This is a genomic window from Rhodanobacter sp. KK11 (assembly GCF_033345435.1).
Classification (GTDB): Bacteria; Pseudomonadota; Gammaproteobacteria; order Xanthomonadales; family Rhodanobacteraceae; genus Rhodanobacter.
In genome coordinates, this window is sequence record NZ_JAWPMI010000001.1 from 1,081,928 (window position 1) to 1,097,296 (window position 15,369).

At 68.0% G+C, this 15,369-nt stretch carries 20 protein-coding genes and 1 pseudogene; 16 read left to right on the plus strand and 5 right to left on the minus strand.

Annotated features, from left to right (window positions below; translation table 11 throughout):
• Nucleotides 1-4 precede the first annotated feature (4 nt).
• From lptE to R5H19_RS04770, 5 genes are all read left to right on the plus strand, one after another.
• Entirely contained in the window at nt 5-553 is a 549-nt protein-coding gene (gene lptE, locus R5H19_RS04750) for an LPS assembly lipoprotein LptE (RefSeq protein ID WP_318157802.1), read from the plus strand.
• Nucleotides 553-1,563, plus strand: coding sequence for a DNA polymerase III subunit delta (holA, locus tag R5H19_RS04755; RefSeq protein WP_318157803.1), 1,011 nt, complete (start codon nt 553-555; stop codon nt 1,561-1,563). Before lptE ends, holA begins: the two co-directional genes overlap by 1 nt.
• Nucleotides 1,564-1,610: 47 nt before the next feature.
• Nucleotides 1,611-2,258: a nicotinate-nucleotide adenylyltransferase gene (gene nadD, locus R5H19_RS04760; RefSeq protein WP_318157804.1), complete on the plus strand. Its 648-nt coding sequence runs from the start codon at nt 1,611-1,613 to the stop codon at nt 2,256-2,258.
• Nucleotides 2,259-2,456: 198 nt separating this feature from the next.
• Nucleotides 2,457-3,344, plus strand: a complete 888-nt coding sequence (locus tag R5H19_RS04765; RefSeq protein ID WP_318157805.1) for an RHS repeat-associated core domain-containing protein — start codon at nt 2,457-2,459, stop codon at nt 3,342-3,344.
• Nucleotides 3,341-3,919: a hypothetical protein gene (locus tag R5H19_RS04770; protein WP_318157806.1), complete on the plus strand. Its 579-nt coding sequence runs from the start codon at nt 3,341-3,343 to the stop codon at nt 3,917-3,919. Before R5H19_RS04765 ends, R5H19_RS04770 begins: the two co-directional genes overlap by 4 nt.
• 87 nt (nt 3,920-4,006) lie before the next feature.
• Here the strand turns inward: R5H19_RS04770 and R5H19_RS04775 are convergent.
• From R5H19_RS04775 to R5H19_RS04785, 3 genes and pseudogenes are all read right to left on the minus strand, one after another.
• Nucleotides 4,007-4,226 (minus strand): annotated as a pseudogene (locus tag R5H19_RS04775) (peptide-methionine (R)-S-oxide reductase); the annotation flags it as partial.
• A gap of 88 nt (nt 4,227-4,314) precedes the next feature.
• Nucleotides 4,315-6,147 (minus strand): 3'-5' exonuclease, encoded by a 1,833-nt coding sequence (locus R5H19_RS04780; protein WP_318158157.1) that lies wholly within the window; start codon nt 6,145-6,147, stop codon nt 4,315-4,317.
• Between the two features lie 94 nt (nt 6,148-6,241).
• Entirely contained in the window at nt 6,242-7,189 is a 948-nt protein-coding gene (locus tag R5H19_RS04785; RefSeq protein ID WP_318157807.1) for an oxygenase MpaB family protein, read from the minus strand.
• Here R5H19_RS04785 and R5H19_RS04790 point away from each other — a divergent pair.
• Together R5H19_RS04790 and R5H19_RS04795 are read left to right on the plus strand one after the other, a co-directional pair.
• Complete coding sequence (locus R5H19_RS04790; RefSeq protein ID WP_318157808.1) at nt 7,188-7,340, plus strand: hypothetical protein; 153 nt, start codon at nt 7,188-7,190, stop codon at nt 7,338-7,340. The genes R5H19_RS04785 and R5H19_RS04790 overlap by 2 nt on opposite strands.
• An 83-nt stretch (nt 7,341-7,423) precedes the next feature.
• Entirely contained in the window at nt 7,424-8,509 is a 1,086-nt protein-coding gene (locus R5H19_RS04795; RefSeq protein WP_318157809.1) for a 3-deoxy-7-phosphoheptulonate synthase, read from the plus strand.
• 1 nt (nt 8,510) lies between these two features.
• On the opposite strand, the gene R5H19_RS04800 is transcribed toward R5H19_RS04795, so the two are convergent.
• On the minus strand, nt 8,511-8,936 hold the full coding sequence (locus R5H19_RS04800) for an OsmC family protein (protein WP_318157810.1): 426 nt from the start codon (nt 8,934-8,936) through the stop codon (nt 8,511-8,513).
• A gap of 148 nt (nt 8,937-9,084) precedes the next feature.
• Between R5H19_RS04800 and R5H19_RS04805 the strand changes: the two genes are divergently transcribed.
• The 8 genes from R5H19_RS04805 (at nt 9,085) to R5H19_RS04840 (ending at nt 13,626) form a co-directional block, all read left to right on the plus strand.
• Nucleotides 9,085-9,363 carry a GNAT family N-acetyltransferase gene (locus tag R5H19_RS04805; RefSeq protein ID WP_318157811.1) on the plus strand — a complete coding sequence of 93 codons (279 nt, stop codon included), beginning with the start codon at nt 9,085-9,087 and terminating at the stop codon, nt 9,361-9,363.
• 13 nt (nt 9,364-9,376) lie between these two features.
• Nucleotides 9,377-10,069: a DUF1345 domain-containing protein gene (locus R5H19_RS04810; RefSeq protein WP_318157812.1), complete on the plus strand. Its 693-nt coding sequence runs from the start codon at nt 9,377-9,379 to the stop codon at nt 10,067-10,069.
• A gap of 89 nt (nt 10,070-10,158) precedes the next feature.
• A complete protein-coding gene (locus R5H19_RS04815) occupies nt 10,159-10,434 on the plus strand; it encodes a pentapeptide MXKDX repeat protein (RefSeq protein ID WP_318157813.1) in 276 nt (91 codons plus the stop codon).
• 93 nt (nt 10,435-10,527) lie between these two features.
• Complete coding sequence (locus R5H19_RS04820) at nt 10,528-11,595, plus strand: nitronate monooxygenase (protein ID WP_318157814.1); 1,068 nt, start codon at nt 10,528-10,530, stop codon at nt 11,593-11,595.
• A gap of 107 nt (nt 11,596-11,702) precedes the next feature.
• The gene (gene rsfS / locus R5H19_RS04825; protein WP_318157815.1) at nt 11,703-12,089 is read left to right on the plus strand and encodes a ribosome silencing factor; all 387 of its coding nucleotides are present in this window, start codon (nt 11,703-11,705) and stop codon (nt 12,087-12,089) included.
• A gap of 14 nt (nt 12,090-12,103) precedes the next feature.
• A complete protein-coding gene (gene rlmH, locus R5H19_RS04830) occupies nt 12,104-12,574 on the plus strand; it encodes a 23S rRNA (pseudouridine(1915)-N(3))-methyltransferase RlmH (RefSeq protein ID WP_318157816.1) in 471 nt (156 codons plus the stop codon).
• A gap of 21 nt (nt 12,575-12,595) precedes the next feature.
• Nucleotides 12,596-13,045 carry a GNAT family N-acetyltransferase gene (locus tag R5H19_RS04835; protein WP_318157817.1) on the plus strand — a complete coding sequence of 150 codons (450 nt, stop codon included), beginning with the start codon at nt 12,596-12,598 and terminating at the stop codon, nt 13,043-13,045.
• Nucleotides 13,042-13,626 (plus strand): Maf family protein, encoded by a 585-nt coding sequence (locus R5H19_RS04840; protein ID WP_318157818.1) that lies wholly within the window; start codon nt 13,042-13,044, stop codon nt 13,624-13,626. Before R5H19_RS04835 ends, R5H19_RS04840 begins: the two co-directional genes overlap by 4 nt.
• Here R5H19_RS04840 and R5H19_RS04845 read toward each other — a convergent pair.
• Nucleotides 13,610-14,434 carry a CPBP family intramembrane glutamic endopeptidase gene (locus R5H19_RS04845; protein ID WP_318157819.1) on the minus strand — a complete coding sequence of 275 codons (825 nt, stop codon included), beginning with the start codon at nt 14,432-14,434 and terminating at the stop codon, nt 13,610-13,612. The genes R5H19_RS04840 and R5H19_RS04845 overlap by 17 nt on opposite strands.
• A gap of 157 nt (nt 14,435-14,591) precedes the next feature.
• Between R5H19_RS04845 and R5H19_RS04850 the strand changes: the two genes are divergently transcribed.
• A complete protein-coding gene (locus tag R5H19_RS04850) occupies nt 14,592-15,368 on the plus strand; it encodes a class I SAM-dependent methyltransferase (protein WP_318157820.1) in 777 nt (258 codons plus the stop codon).
• Nucleotide 15,369 lies beyond the last annotated feature (1 nt).

Genomic DNA, 15,369 nt, shown 5'->3' on the forward strand with positions numbered 1-15,369 from the left:
ACCCATGAGCTTCATGAAGGCGCGCCGCCTGTTCCAAGCCTCGCTGCTGCTGGCCACGGCGTTCGCGCTGGGCGCCTGCGGTTTCCACCTGCGCGAGAACGTACGTCTGCCGCCGGGGATGCAGCGGGTGCATCTGGCCGTCAACGGCGGCGGCGAGTTCGAGCGCCACCTGGCCCGTGCGCTGCAGACCTCCGGCGTCACCGTCGAGGACGACAGTGGCCCGGGCATCGCCGAGCTGCGCGTGCCGGTGGCGGCTTTCAGCACCGAGACGCTGAGCGCCGGCGGTTATGTGCGCATCACCGAATATGCGGTGCGCTACCAGGTGCAGTTCGACGTGCTCGATGGTGCCGGCCAGGTGCTGGTGCCGCAGCAGCGCATCGACATGTCGCGCAACTACAGCTACGACGCCAGCAACACCGTCGGCAACGCGTCGCAGGTGGAGGAGATCCAGCGCAGCCTCAACGACGACATGGTGCAGGCGATCCTGTTCCGCCTGCAGGCCGCCGGCCAACACGAGCTCGCCGCGCCGGCAGGCGCCGCCGGCACGCACTGATGCCGCTCAGTCCCGGCCAATGGCAGAAGGCGCTGGCGGCGGATCGCCTGCAGTCGGTCTACCTGCTGGCCGGCGAGCAGTTGCTGGTGCTCGAAGCCGCCGATGCCTTGCGCGCGCAGGCGCGCAAGCTGGGCTACAGCGAACGTGAAGTGCTCGAGGTCGGCCAGCATTTCGACTGGAACGACCTGGCCCGCGCGGCCGCCGGCATGTCGCTGTTCGCCACCCGCCGGCTGATCGACCTGCGTCTGCCCACCGGCCGTCCCGGCATCGACGGCGCCAAGGCGATCGGCGCGTTCTGCGCCGATCCGCCGCCGGACGTCACCCTGCTGATCACCGCGATGGAGTGGAGCAGCAAGCACGACGGCGCCTGGAGCAAGAAGCTCGACGCCAGCGGCACCATGGTGGTGTTCAACGCGCCGCGGCCGGACCAGTGGGGCGCGTGGATCAGCGCACGGCTCGCCTCGCGTGGGCTCACCGCCACGCCCGACGCGGTGGCGTTGCTGGCCGAGCGCGTCGAGGGCAACTTGCTTGCCGCCGCGCAGGAAGTGGACAAGCTCGCCGTGCTGCACGGGCAGGGCCGCGTCGATGCCGCCGCGATGGAGGACCTGGTCGCCGACAGCGCGCGCTACGACGTGTTCAAGCTCACCGACGCCGCGTTCGTCGGCGACGGCGCGCGTGCCTTGCGCATCCTTGCCGGGCTGCGCGCCGAAGGCGACGAACTGCTGGCGCTGATGGGTTGGCTGGTCAATCAATTGCAGTTGGCACTGCGCCTGGCCAACGCACCGGACCTCGCCGCGCAGTTCCGCGCCGAACACCTGTGGCAGGCGCGTGAGACGTTGTTCCGCCAGGCCCTGCGCCGCGCGCCGCGCGAGCACTGGCTGCAGTGTCTGGCGCGCGCCTCGCGCATCGACCGCATGGTCAAGGGCCGCGAACAGGGCGATCCGTGGCAGGAAGCCGAACGGCTGATCGCCGCCATCGCCGAACCGCGCGCCGCCCGCGCGCTCGCCTGATCGCTCCCTCCCCTGCGCAGCAGGGGAGGGCTGGGGAGGGGTAGCTCTTGCCACATACCGCAAACAAGCCACTTGCCCTCTTCGGCGGCACCTTCGACCCGGTGCACCTGGGCCACCTCAGCGTGGCGTGGGAAGCGGCCGAGCTGCTTGACGCCGAGGTGCGCCTGCTGCCGGCCAGCGTGCCGCCGCACCGTGCGCCGCCGATCGCCACGGCGGCGCAGCGGGTGGCGATCCTGCGCGCCGCGTTGCACGACCAGTCGCGGCTCACGCTCGACACCCGCGAACTGGATCGTGCCGGTCCGTCCTGGACCATCGACACCTTGCACGAACTGCGCGCGGAGCAAGGCGACCGCCCGCTGGTGCTGCTGCTCGGCGCCGATGCATTTGGAGGCCTCGCCAGTTGGCATCGCTGGCGCGAACTGTTCGGGGCGGCGCATATCGGCGTGCTGAGCCGGCCGGGGGTTTCAGCCGATCTGCCGGACGAACTGGAGCGCGAGGTGGCCGGACGGCGCATCGCCGACGCTTCCGCGTTGCGTGCGCTTCCGGCGGGCAAGGTCATCGAGCTGGCGGTGACTCCGCTGGAAATCTCCGCCACCCGCATTCGCGAACTGCTCGCCGCCGGGCGCGACCCGCGCTACCTGCTGCCGGCGGGGCTGTTCGACGATCCGGCTCTGCTCACCCCCTACCGGGCTTGATCGGGCACATATCTCCATCGGTTGCTTGCATGGCGGCGGTGGCTGTACCGCGGCTCTCAGTATGGCCATGCTATTCACTCCGAGTGTCTAGGCACGATCTGATGATGCCCGCCATAAAACTCGTGGGCTATGCAAAATTTCTCTTGCCCGATTCCTCCCGTCACGAGAGTATGGGTTGGGATCATAGGGGACAGTACGATGAAAAAGGGACTCATTCACCGAACTTGGGCGATGCTATTGCTATGCGTGAGCCTTGCTCACGCGCAGCCTGGAAAAGTCACGTACATCTACACAGATCCGCAGGGAACGCCTCTGGCGGAAGCAGATGAGAATGGCAACATCACTGCAACCTATGACTATGCACCTTTTGGTAGTGTCGCACTAGGTTCTGTGCCAAACGGCCCAGGTTACACCGGGCATGTCAATGATCCAGACACTGGTCTCGTATACATGCAGGCTCGATATTACGACCCTGCGGCTGGCCGTTTTTTGAGCGTTGACCCCATCGCCCCAAAACCGGGAGATTTGTTTAACTTTAATCGGCAGGCGTATGCAAATAACAACCCCATTAATCGAATAGATCCTGATGGGAAAAGTGTTACTTGCGATGCCAACTCTTGTACGATTGAATCGCACTCAGTGCTCGAAGCCTTGGTAGATCATACCCATGTTGGAGCAATCATTCTCACCAGGCTGGTTCAAAATGCAATTACAAGCAACCAGCCGCACATACAGCAAACGCAAGGTAGTGCTAAAGGGTCTGATGGGCACGTTCCCGTGGCACCGGCACTTCCAACTGGCATCATTGGTGATGAGCCTCGTGCCACAGGCAAGAATGGCGGTAAGGCCATAGGCACGTCCCTGCCTTCCGACAAATTCGCCGATACCGTGAAAGGTCTCACTGGCGGTGCTATAAGCACGCCCGATAACAAGGGAAGAAGCACATCTCCCAATGGTGTTTCAGTCAGGACTGGAGGGGAGGCTGGACCGAGAATTGACATTCCCGCCAACGGGACAAAGCCACCGGAAATCATCCATTTCCCTGATGACACCCCCATCCCCGACGAGCTGAAGCCTACATCATGAAAATATGGAAGAGCTTCTTGCCGGATGATCTAAGTCTCAAGTGCCTTTCCACTATTGAGCCTGGCCCATATTTTGTAGATCGCGACAGAAATCCGATGTGGGGAAGTTTATATGTGCCCCAAGAAGACGGCCAATGTCTAATGCTGGCTTGGGATTATTTTGATGTTGAGTTTAAATTCGAAGTTTACGGCCTATCCATAAAGCAACTTGCGACTGCCCCAGAAGGCCTTGATCGCGCCGGTGCCATCCTGCCGTTTTCTCAAGTAGCCTTCCTTCTCAAGACGGAATGGACACGGCCTGCCAAGCCCAGTGAAGTGCCAGAGGGCTTTGAGAAAGTGCTCGAGGAAAGCGGTCCATTGGCACAAATTCCGGAGACGGCAATATCCGCAGGAACCGCTCTTCACGGGGTGATTTTCAGCAACCTTGCTGATGGGAAAGCGCTCTTGATTGGCGTCGATGATACGGATAACTATAGCCTCAAGGCCACGGCCGACGCTGAGGAGATAAGCGCGATGGCTATGGTCTGTGACTCATTCACTCTGCCTGAAATATTAGGCTGGAAGCCACCAGCTTAGATCGCTTTGTGTTTGCTTCGCGCCATCTTGTTCGGATCTTCTTGAATCATCCACTCGAGTTCACGAAGATCCAAAGAAGCATCGGCGCTATCCGGCAGGCCTTCGGGTGCCGCGTTGAAGCAAGTCCGGTAATGTCTCGCCATTTTCAGTGAGCGGCGGGGCACCGAGTTCAGGCAATGGCGTTCGCCGGTCGGCGGCGGGCCGTCGGGGAACACGTGACCGAGGTGGCTGCCGCGGCGCGCGTAGACTTCTCGGTACGGATCAAGCCGTGGTTGGTGTCGCGGATGTAGCGGATGTGCGCGTCGTTGCGGGTATGGCGGATTCCCGTTCAATGGCGTGGGGGTAGTGCGAGAATTTAGCCTGCCGATGTCGTGGCCAGCCGGGCGAACCCCAACTCAGACATCATCGAGTTGCCCCTGCACCTCGTTGATCGAATCGCGGATGCGCTTGGAGAACACCGAGTCGAGGTGGTGGATCAGCAGCAGGTGTTCGGTGGCGCGGGTCATGGCGACGTAGAGCAGGCGCGCCTCCTCGGCTTCGCCCTGGCCTTCCTTGGGCAGGCCGCCGATGCCGGGGATGATCACGAACGGGAACTCCAGCCCCTTGCTGGAGTGCATGGTGACCAGCTTGACGCTGTCCTCGGCCGCGAACAGGGTCTGCTTGCCGGTGTTGTCGGCGAGCCGGCTGGGGATGCCCAGGTCGCGCAGCACCTCGTGCAGTTTTTCGCCTTCCCACTGGTTGCGGTAGATCACCGCCATGTCGGAATACGCACGTCCGCGCGCGTGCTCGTCGCGCAGCCGCGCGATCAGCACGTCCATCTGTGCGCGGGCGGTGTCGGTGCGCACCAGTTCGGGCACCGCGCCGCGGCGGCCGGCGCTTTCCGGCGCGACCAGCGGCACGCCGTCGCCGTCGGCGTCGTCGCTGCGCGAGGCGAGCAGGTCCTGCGCGAAGGTGCGCGCGACCGAGAGGATTTCCAGCGTGTTGCGGTAGTTGAGCTTGAGGATGGTGGTGCGGCCCTGCGCCTGCACGCCGAGGCTCTTCCAGCTGATCCTGCGGCGGTTCGGGTTGCCGTAGATGTTCTGCGCATCGTCGTACAGCACCAGCAGCGAGTTGGTGGCCGGGTCGATCATCTGCACGATCAGCTTGTACCAGTCCGGCTCGAAGTCGTGGCCTTCGTCGACCAGTACCGCGCCGTACTGGGCGCGCGGAATGCGGCCGCGATCCACGCCGGCGATCACCGCCGGCGGCAGCGCCTCGATGAAGGCCTTGCCGCTGCCTGGCGGCAGCGGCTCGTGGTAGGCCACCAGCATCTTGCGGCACCACTTGTGGAAGTTGTAGACCTGCACTTTTTCACTCAGGCCGCGCTCGCCGATCAGCTGCTCCAGCCGCGCCGCCAGCGTCTTGTTGTAGCAGAGCACCAGGATCGGCTTGCCCATCTCGCGCGCCAGCTGCATGGCGCGGAAGCCCAGGATCATCGTCTTGCCGGAGCCGGCCACGCCGTGGATGATCCGGTGCTCGCCGCCGATCGAGCGGGCGAGCTGTTCCTGCTGGGCGTCCATCACCTTGACCAGGTCCGGGATCTCCAGCGGGCGCACCGCTTCGTCGGTGGGGCCGAACAGGCCGAACTGGCCGCTGCCGGCCTCCACCCGCAATTCGGGGAACAGGTGCCAGCGCACGCGATCGATCTGCGGCAGGGTGAGCGCCACCGGATACACCTGCGGGAACATCGCCCACAGCCGCTGCTGGAAAGCCTCGGCGTCGACCGTCTCGTACAGCTCGTCGCGGCAGATCACCAGGTGCCCGGGCAGCACTTCGCCCAAGCCGCCCTCGTCGAACTGCTTGCGGGTGATGTTGGCCAGCACCACGCCCCAGCCCCACGGCATGATCAGCTTGCCGGCGTAACGCGAGCCTTCCGGATGGCGCAACGCCGGGTCGCGCTCCAGCACCACGCCGATCTCCAGCGCGTAGGCGCGCGCCTGCAGCAGCGGGTTGGCCTCCTTCACCAGGCCGCGCTCGGTGACCAGGGTGAACTGGGTGCTGTCGGCGTGGCGGAGGGTGTCGGCCTTCCAGTCCTTCACTTCCAGCACCAGCAGGCCGCGGCGCGGGTGGAACACCACGAAATCCGGGTGGCGCTGCTTCAGTCCGACCGGCACGTCGTACCACAGCAGGTAGTCGTCCTCGAGCTTCTGTTCGAGCCGCTCGGAAACGCGCTTCTCGCCGCCGGTCATGCGCGGCAGGCAGCTGTTGCGGGTCGGAATGAGGGTGGCCACGGAAGTCCTCGACTGACGCTGTCGCACGACGTTAGCCGATGGGACGGGACTGTCAATGCCGCTGGACGGCGCTCAGCTGCGCCCAGCACCGCAGCTGCTCCGGCGCCACATCCATGCGCCGGCAGGCGCGGCTGGCGATGCCGTCCCGCAGGGCGGCGCGGAACACCGGCGCGATCGACCACAGCGCGTGCGCCGCCAGCCGCGCCTGGCGCCGCTGCCATGGTGTGTGGCGCAGCATCGCCACGGCCCACTCCGGCAGCAGGGCATGGCCGGCGAACAGGAACAGGTCGCGCGATAGTCCGGCCGCCGGCACCGGCAGGCGCACCTGCGCCAGCAGGCCGAGCACCACGCGCGAGCGTTCGGTGTACGCCAGCTCGGGCCGGATACGCCGGAAGTAGTCGGCCACTTCGCGCTCGCAGGCGGGCACGTCGCGCGCGCCCAGCGCCTCGGCGATCCGCCGCACCTCGTCGTAGTAGCGGTCGGCTGCGCCTTCCGGCAGCGCGATGTGGCCGTAGCGGCGGTAGCCCTGCAGGAAGCAGTACGCCTCGCTGACGTGCACCCAGGTCAGCAGGTCGGGGTCGTTGGCGCTGTAGGGGCGTCCGTCTTCGCCGTGGCCGGCGATGTGGTCGTGGATCTGCCGCACGTGCGCGATCAGCGCCTCGGCCTGCGCGCGCGGTGCGTAGGTGGTGCCACCGACGAAGGCGGTGGTGCGGCGCAGCCGGCCGAGCAGGTCGCCGCGGAAGTTGGAGTGGTCCCACACACCGGCCAGTGCCAGCGGGTGCAGCGTCTGCAGGGTCAGCGCGGCAAGGCCGCCGGCCAGCATGCCGGGAAAGTCCGCGTGCACGCGCCAGGTCGCGCTGAGCGGCCCGAACAGGCCCGGATCGCCGTGTGGATGGTCATAGTCGAGACTGCCGCTGTCGGTGCGCGGAAAGGCCTTGAGCACCCAGCGGCGGATCGGTTCACGGGCGGGCCGGGTCAGCAGGTCGAGGGGCGAAGGCATGGGTGAAGTCTATCGTCTGCACATCGCGGAGTTTGATTTGGACGTCCATTGTGTTATCAATGGCGTCATGTCCTCCGCCGCCACCCGCCTGTATTTCTGGTTTTATGGCTATCCGAAGCCAACGGCGGCGGCGCGGGCGCGATCATTTTGAACTGATCGACACAACCACACCGAACCGCCCCCCAAGGCGGTTTTTTTATGGCCGCCACCTGAAAAACTTCCAGGAGAGCTGCCATGAACCCCACCGACGACCTGCGCATCCGCACCATCACCCGCCTCAGCACGCCAGCCGAGGTGATGCGCGACTGCGCCGCCACCGACGCGGCGATGGCCACCGTCGATGCCTCGCGGCGGGCGTTGCACGGCATCCTCGCCGGCAGCGACGACCGTCTCGCGGTGGTGATCGGGCCGTGCTCGATCCACGACCCCCGCGCCGCGCTGGAATACGCCACGCGGCTGGCGCCGCTGCGCCGCGAGCTGGGCGATGCGCTGGAGCTCGTGATGCGCGTGTACTTCGAGAAGCCGCGCACCACGGTGGGCTGGAAGGGGCTGATCAACGACCCCGACCTCGACGGCAGCTTCCGCATCGACAAGGGCCTGCGCATCGCCCGTGGCTTGCTGCGTGACATCAACGCGCTGGGCGTGCCGGCCGGCTGCGAATTCCTCGACATGATCACGCCGCAGTACATCGCCGACCTGGTGGCGTGGGGCGCGATCGGCGCGCGCACCACCGAGAGCCAGGTGCACCGCGAGCTGGCCTCGGGGCTGTCCTGCCCGGTCGGCTTCAAGAACGGCACCGACGGCAACGTGAAGATCGCGGTGGACGCGGTGCAGGCCGCGTCGCAGCCGCACCATTTCATGGCGGTGACCAAGGACGGTCAGGCGGCGGTGGCCACCACCAGCGGCAATGGCGACTGCCACGTGATCCTGCGCGGCGGCAAGGCGCCGAACTACGATGCGGCCAGTGTCGAGGCCGCGTGCGCGGCGATCGGCAAGGCCGGTCTGATTGATCGGGTGATGATCGACGCCAGCCACGCCAACAGCGGCAAGAACCCGGAGAACCAGCCGCGGGTGGCCGAGGATCTCGCCGCGCGGATCGCCGCCGGCGAGCGGCGCATCCTCGGCGTGATGGTGGAAAGTCACCTGTTCGGCGGCCGCCAGGAACTGCAGCCGGGCCAGCCGCTGCGCTACGGCCAGAGCATCACCGACGGCTGCCTCGACTGGGACAGCTCGGTGCAGGTGCTGCAGCGGCTGGCGCAGGCGGTGCGCCAGCGCCGCCGGGCCGCCGCCCCGGCGCGCCGTGCGGAGGCTGCCGCCTGAGTCAGCCTTCCAGCCGGGCATCCAGCGTGATCGTGGCCTTCAGCAGCTTGGACACCGGGCAGGCCAGCTTGGTCGCTTGCGCGATGCTGTCGAACGTGGCCGCGTCGATGCGCGGCACCTTGGCCCGGCAGGTCAGTTCCACCGCGGTGATGCTGAAACCGTCGCCGTCCTTGAGCAGGGTGACCGTCGCCTTGGTGTCGATGCCGTCGGCGGTGAAGCCGGCCTTGCCCAGCCCCAGCGACAGCGCCATCGAGTAGCAGCCGGCGTGGGCCGCCGCGATCAGCTCCTCCGGATTGGTGCCGGGGCCGTCCTCGAAGCGCGATTTGAAGCCATAGGGCGAGTCGCGCAGCACGCCGGTATCGGTCGACATGATGCCCTGGCCATCCATGATGCCGCCGGACCAATGTGCGGATGCGGATCGTTTCATGGGATTCTCCCGTGGGTGGTGACAGGCAGGCGCCCACGATGCCCGGCGCGGCATGCAGCTGGCGCGAACGTGGCGGCGCCATCGCTTCACGTCCGGTTGCCCCGGGCGGGTCGTATGCTTGCCGGTGGCCTTGCCATCCGGAGCCCCCATGCCGTTCGCCATCCGCCACGACCGCGCCGCCCATCGCTTCGAAACCCGCGTGGACGGCGTGTCGTGCCTGCTCGACTACACCCTGGCCAGCGGCGTGATGACGATCACCCGCACCGAAGTGCCGGCCGCGGTGGGCGGGCGCGGGATTGCCGCCGCCCTGGTGCAGCAGGCGCTGGCGACGGCGCGTGCCGAGGGCTGGCAGGTGGTGCCGGCCTGCTCGTATGCTGCCGCGTGGGTGCAGCGGCACCCGGCGTACCACGACCTGCTGAAACCCTGACGCGGAGACATGCATGGACGAATCAGCGCAGCGCCCGGGCGAAGGTGCGCCGCAGCGGCGCGGCTGGCGGCCATGGCGCTTCGTGAAGGGCCGCCGGTGGACGCTGCTGTCGCTGCTCATCTTCCTGCTGGCGATGGCGCTGCTGCTGCATGCCGGCCTGCGCCCGGCCAATGCGGTGCTGCTGGGTTTCGACCTGGCCGCAGTGGTGTTCCTGGGCGTCTTCGCGCGATTGTTCAACCAGGCCACGCCGAGCCACATGCGCCGCCAGGCGCAGGCGCTGGATACCGGGCGCTGGGGTGTGCTGTGGGGCGGCGTGCTGCTGTCGGCAGTGGTACTGGCGGCGCTGGGCAACGAGCTGCATGCGGCCAGGGGCGGCGGCCTGCCGGAACTCGCGGTCGGCGTGCTGAGCGTGGTGCTCAGCTGGCTGTTCCTCAACGTGATGTTCGCGGTCCACTACGCCCACGGCTACTACGGCGATTTCGGCGAAAAGCATGCCGGCCTGGAATTTCCCGACACGCCCGAACCGGACTACTGGGATTTCGCCTACTTCTCGATCGTGATCGGCATGACCTTCCAGGTTTCCGACGTGCAGATCACCAGCAAGTACCTGCGCCGCGTGGTGCTGCTGCACAGCGTGATCGCGTTCTTCTTCAACGTGTTCATCATCGCGATCACGGTGAACATCGTGGCCGGGCAGGGTGGCTGAGCCGCGCCAGGTAACCGGCGGTCGGTAGGCGACGAAGGAAGAGAGGGGCGGCGTGGCCGTCTCTTTCCCTTTCTCTCGAGGACCTTCCGATGAACGCACGACTTGCCACTCTGCTCGCCGCCGCCATGGCCTGCGGCCTCGCTACCGCATCCGCATTTGCGCAGGACACGATGGCGGCCGGCTCCGGCACGGCGATGGCGCACGAGGCCATGCAGAAAACATCCATGAAGCACGATGGCATGAAGCATGGCGCGATGAAAAAGGACGCCATGAAGCACGACGCCATGAAGCATGATGCGATGATGAAGAAGGCTACGATGAAGGGTGACGTCATGAAAGGCGACGCCATGAAATCCGGCGGCTGAGCGATCGCCGCCGACAGGCGGACCTGTCGGCGGCTTCTGCCTTGCGCGGCAGTGGCGGATACTCCAGCTACCCACTGCCGCAGGACACCACGCATGGCCCCGTCGTTCGCCAGCCGGCTCGGCATCGAACATCCGCTGATCCAGGCTCCGATGTCCGGCTCGACCCCGCCGGCGCTGGTCGCCGCCGTATCGAACGCGGGCGCGCTGGGTTCGCTCGGCGCCGGCTATCTCGAAGCGCAGGCGATCCTCGACCAGGCGGCGCAGATCCGCGCGCTTGGCGACCGCCCGCATGCGATCGGTCTGTTCGTGCTGCCGGACGAGTTCGAAGCCGACATGGCGGCGGTGGCGAAGGCGCGCGAGCAGCTCGATGCGCTGATGGCACGCGAAGGCCTCGACGTGCGCACCAGTCTGCCGCCGCGCTGGGCGCCGCGTTTCTCCGAGCAGTTCGCCGCGCTGTGCGAGGCGCGCCCGGCGGCGGCGATTTTCGCCTTCGGCGTGATCGCGCCGGCGCAGATGCGCGAGCTGCGCCGGCGCGACATCCGCGTGATCGGCACCGCCACCACGGTGGCCGAAGCGCGCGCTTGGGCGGATGCCGGCGCCGACGCGGTGTCGATGCAGGGCGCCGAGGCCGGCGGCCATCGCGGCAGCTTCCTGCACGAGGCCGAGGACGCGATGATCGGCCTGTTCGCGCTGCTGCCGCTGGCGGCGCGCGCGGTGGACATCCCGCTGATCGCCGCCGGCGGCATCATGGATGGCCGCGGCATGCTGGCGGCCGAGGTGCTCGGCGCGGCCGCCAGCCAGCTCGGCACCGCCTTCCTCGCCTGCCCGGAGTGCTCCGCGGCCGAGGCGTGGAAGCGCGACCTGCCGCGGGCCGAGGAACACCGGGTCACCACCATCCGCGGCTTCTCCGGGCGCGCGGCGCGCGGCCTGCGCAACCGTTTCGTCGAGGCCATGCCGCAGGCGGCCGCGGGCCTGCCGTATCCGGTGCTGAACGCGCTCACCGCGCCGTTGCGGCGTGCCGCCGCCGCGGCCGGGCGCGGCGACCTGCTGTCCGAATGGTGCGGCCAGGCCGCCGCCCTGGTGCGCCCGCAACCGGCCGCCGAACTGGTGGCGCGGCTGATGCACGAATACCGGCTGGCCAGGCGCTCGCTGGCGCATTGAGTGACCGCGCTTCGGGCCGGCCGGCGCCTTGACGTGGCGTTGCTGCCGGGCGGTTATACTGCGCCCGCGCCATTTCGCGCTGCGATCCCGCATCGAGGCCCATCCTCTTGAGCACAGCCCGTACCCACAAGGCCGTCACCACGGCCGCCCTGCGCAAGTCGGTCATCGACGCGCTCGAAGAACTGAAGGCCAAGGACGTGCGCGAGATCGACGTTCGCGGCAAGACCTCCATCGCCGACCTGCTGGTGATTGCCTCGGGCACTTCGGCACGCCACGTCAAATCCATCGCCGACGAAGTGGGCAAGTTCGCCAAGAAGGCGGGCGTGATGCCGCTGGGCGTGGAAGGCGAGACGGAAGGCGAGTGGGTGCTGGTCGATCTGGGCGACGTGATCGTCCACGTGATGCTGCCGCGCATCCGCGAGTTCTATGGCCTGGAACGGCTGTGGACGGTGGGAGACCACGGGCACGAAATCGACGCCGCGCAAGCCGGTTGAGTCGAACCCACGGGATGCGCGCGCGCCTGATCGCGGTCGGTGAACGCATGCCCGGCTGGGTGGCGGAAGGCTTCGCCGAATACCGCAAGCGGCTGTCGCACGAGTTGCCGCTGGAGCTGATCGAGCTAAAGCCGGGCAACCGCGGCAAGGGCCGCGACGATGCGCGGGCGATCCAGGACGAGGGCGTGGCGATCCTCGCGGCATTGCCGCACGATTGCCACGTGGTCGCGCTGGATGGCCGCGGCAGGCCCTGGTCCAGCGAGGAACTGGCCGGACAGCTGGCGAAGTGGCGCATGGCCGGGCGCGACCTGGCGTTCCTGGTTGGCGGCCCGGACGGCCATGCGCCCGAGGTGCTGGCGCGCGCCGACCAGCGCTGGTCGCTGGGCCCGCTGACCCTGCCGCACATGCTGGTGCGGCTGGTGCTGGCCGAGCAGCTGTATCGCGCCACCACGATCGTGGCCGGCCATCCCTACCATCGCGCCTGACGCCCCACGGAGCCATCCGCCATGTCCTTCCAGATCCGCCAAGCCACAATCCTCGACCTCGACACGCTGGCGCCGTTGTTCGACAGCTACCGCCAGTTCTACCGGCAGCCGGCTGACCTGGCGCGGGCGCGGGATTTCCTGGCGGAGCGTTTCCGCCATCATGAGTCGCTGATCCTGCTGGCACGGGACGAACATGGCGCCGGGCTCGGCTTCACCCAGCTGTATCCGCTGTTCTCCTCGGTGCGCACCGTGCGGACCTGGCTGCTCAACGACTTGTTCGTGGCCGCGACGGCGCGGCGCCAGGGCGTGGCCTCCGCGCTGCTGAAGGCGGCGGCGGAGCATGCGCACGCGCTGGGTGCGGCCAGCCTGTCGCTGTCCACCGCGCTGGACAACGCACCGGCGCAGGCGCTGTACGAATCCCTGGGCTGGCAGCGCGATTACCAGTTCTGCGAATACAGCCTGACTTTGTGAACCCGACGCTTTATCTCGCCTCGCAGTCGCCGCGTCGGCGCCAGTTGCTGGAACAGCTCGGCGTGGATTTCGCCGTGCTCGACGTCGACGTGCCCGAGCAACGCAGGTCAGGCGAATCGCCACGCGACTACGTGAGCCGGGTGGCGCGCGACAAGGCGCGTGCCGGCCTCGCCGCGCTGGCAGGCGCGGGCGCGGCGCTGGTGCTCGGCGCGGATACCGAGGTGGTGCTGGACGACGAAGTGTTCGGCAAGCCGCGCGATGCCGCCGACGCGGCGGCGATGCTGCGCCGGCTGTCGGGCCGCACGCATGCGGTGATTTCGGCGGTGTGGCTGGTCGGCACGAGCGGCGAGCAGTGCGAAGTCTGCGTGTCGCAGGTGCGCTTCGCGGTGCTGGACGAGCCGGCCATTGCCGCCTACGTCGCCACCGGCGAGCCGTTCGGCAAGGCCGGCGGATACGCCATCCAGGGCCGCGGCGCGGCGATGGTCGCGCACCTCGACGGCAGCTACTCCGGCGTGATGGGCCTGCCGCTGTTCGAGACCGCGCGGCTGCTGCGCGCCGGCGGGATCAGCCCGGCGGATTGACCGCCATGAACCAGGCGGCGGTGGCCAGCAGATTGTTGACGCCATGCGCCAGCACCGCCGGCCAGATCGAACCCGAACGCAGCCGCAGCCCGGCCAGCAGCAACGCCAGCAACAGCAGATTCGGCAGCGCGTACCACTGGTAGGCCAGCCCCGGCAGGTGCACCAGCGCGAACAGCAGCGAACTGCCGGCCACCGCCCAGCCGGTGTGCATGCGCTTCATCAGGGCCGAGAGCAGCACGCCGCGGAACAGCAGTTCTTCCGCCAACGGCCCCACGCCCACCACCACCAGCACCAGCGGGACACGCAGGCCCGGCGGAGTGTTGTCGCCGATCTGCCGGATGCCTTGGGTCACCGTGTGGTCCTGGGCCAGCCACTGGGTCAGCACGGCGCCCAGGAAGGGCGCCGCCAGCCCGACGGCCAGCGCCAGCGCGAAGAACAGGGGGCGGCGCGGCGGCGTGAAGCCGAAACCCGGCGGTTGCGCCAGCGACCACAGCACGGGCCAGCTGCGGCGTGCCAGCCACAGGGTCAGCGGCGCGGCCACGCCGAGCGAGAAGATCGCCAGCAGCGCCTGCATCGCCGGCTGCGCCAGCATTGCTCGGATCGCTTCTTCGATGCCTGGTCCGGCATCGGGGAAGGCCATCGCCGCAATCGCCAGCGCGAACAGGGTGCTGACGGCGAACTGCAGCGCGAAGTAGGTGGCGATGATGCCCGCGGCGGCGCGCAGGCCGGGCGCAAGGTGGCCTGCCTTCGGCGCAGGCAATGCGCCCGGAGGCTGGCGTGGGGGAATCTCGGAGCTGCGGATTTCCATGCGGTACCTTGCGTCGGGGGCGGACGGCGCGACGCGCGCCTCCAAGCTAGTGTCTCGCGGCCCGGCCGTGCAACCGTGCCGGTCGGCAGGGCGTCGCCGCTTGCAGCGCATGGCCGTCCCGGTAACATCGACCCCACACGATCACAGGGGAGTGTCGATGGCCACCGATTTCGGCAGGACTGCCAGCGATTACGCACGCCATCGGGCCGGGTTTCCGGAGGCGTTCTTCGAGCGCCTGTTCGACGACGGCAGCGTGCACCGCGGCGACGTGGTACTCGACCTGGGTACCGGCACCGGCACGGTCGCCCGCGGCCTGGCCGTGCGCGGTTGCGAGGTGACCGGGCTGGACCATTCCGCACCGCTGCTGGCGCAGGCCGCGGAGCTGGACCGGGTCGCCGGCGTGCAGGTGAAACAGGTGCGCGCGCGGGTGGAGAACGCCGAATTCGCCGCGGCCTCGTTCGACGTGATCACCGCCGGCCAGTGCTGGCACTGGTTCGACCGGCCGCGCACGGCGGCGCTGGTACGCAAGTGGCTGCGACCGGGCGGGCGCCTGCTGATCGCGCACTTCGACTGGGTACCGTTGGCCGGCAACATGGTGCAGGACACCGAGCGGCTGATCCTCGCCTACAACCCGGGCTGGACGCTGCACAGCAGCAGCGGCCTGTATCCGGCGTGGCTGAAGGACGTGGCCGAGGCCGGCTTCGCCGACCTGCGCACCTGGTCGTTCGACCTGGACGTGCCGTACACCCACGCCGACTGGCGCGGCCGCATTCGCGCCAGTGCCGGCATCGGCGCCACGCTGGATGCGGCGAAGGTGCAGCGCTTCGACGCCGAACTGGCCGACATGCTGGCGTTCCGCCATGCGGCCGAGCCGATGGCGGTGCCGCATCGCGTGTGGGTGCTGAGTGCAGTCGCTCCCGGCTTGCTGGGCTGAA

Coding starts and splice junctions, on each gene's coding strand:
- lptE (WP_318157802.1), top strand. CDS start 5: ATGAGCTTCATGAAGGCGCGCCGCCTGTTCCAAGCCTCGCTGCTGCTG.
- holA (WP_318157803.1), top strand. CDS start 553: ATGCCGCTCAGTCCCGGCCAATGGCAGAAGGCGCTGGCGGCGGATCGC.
- R5H19_RS04765 (WP_318157805.1), top strand. CDS start 2,457: ATGAAAAAGGGACTCATTCACCGAACTTGGGCGATGCTATTGCTATGC.
- R5H19_RS04770 (WP_318157806.1), top strand. CDS start 3,341: ATGAAAATATGGAAGAGCTTCTTGCCGGATGATCTAAGTCTCAAGTGC.
- R5H19_RS04780 (WP_318158157.1), bottom strand. CDS start 6,147: ATGACCGGCGGCGAGAAGCGCGTTTCCGAGCGGCTCGAACAGAAGCTC.
- R5H19_RS04790 (WP_318157808.1), top strand. CDS start 7,188: ATGGGTGAAGTCTATCGTCTGCACATCGCGGAGTTTGATTTGGACGTC.
- R5H19_RS04785 (WP_318157807.1), bottom strand. CDS start 7,189: ATGCCTTCGCCCCTCGACCTGCTGACCCGGCCCGCCCGTGAACCGATC.
- R5H19_RS04795 (WP_318157809.1), top strand. CDS start 7,424: ATGAACCCCACCGACGACCTGCGCATCCGCACCATCACCCGCCTCAGC.
- R5H19_RS04800 (WP_318157810.1), bottom strand. CDS start 8,936: ATGAAACGATCCGCATCCGCACATTGGTCCGGCGGCATCATGGATGGC.
- R5H19_RS04805 (WP_318157811.1), top strand. CDS start 9,085: ATGCCGTTCGCCATCCGCCACGACCGCGCCGCCCATCGCTTCGAAACC.
- R5H19_RS04810 (WP_318157812.1), top strand. CDS start 9,377: ATGGACGAATCAGCGCAGCGCCCGGGCGAAGGTGCGCCGCAGCGGCGC.
- R5H19_RS04815 (WP_318157813.1), top strand. CDS start 10,159: ATGAACGCACGACTTGCCACTCTGCTCGCCGCCGCCATGGCCTGCGGC.
- R5H19_RS04820 (WP_318157814.1), top strand. CDS start 10,528: ATGGCCCCGTCGTTCGCCAGCCGGCTCGGCATCGAACATCCGCTGATC.
- rlmH (WP_318157816.1), top strand. CDS start 12,104: ATGCGCGCGCGCCTGATCGCGGTCGGTGAACGCATGCCCGGCTGGGTG.
- R5H19_RS04835 (WP_318157817.1), top strand. CDS start 12,596: ATGTCCTTCCAGATCCGCCAAGCCACAATCCTCGACCTCGACACGCTG.
- R5H19_RS04845 (WP_318157819.1), bottom strand. CDS start 14,434: ATGGAAATCCGCAGCTCCGAGATTCCCCCACGCCAGCCTCCGGGCGCA.
- R5H19_RS04850 (WP_318157820.1), top strand. CDS start 14,592: ATGGCCACCGATTTCGGCAGGACTGCCAGCGATTACGCACGCCATCGG.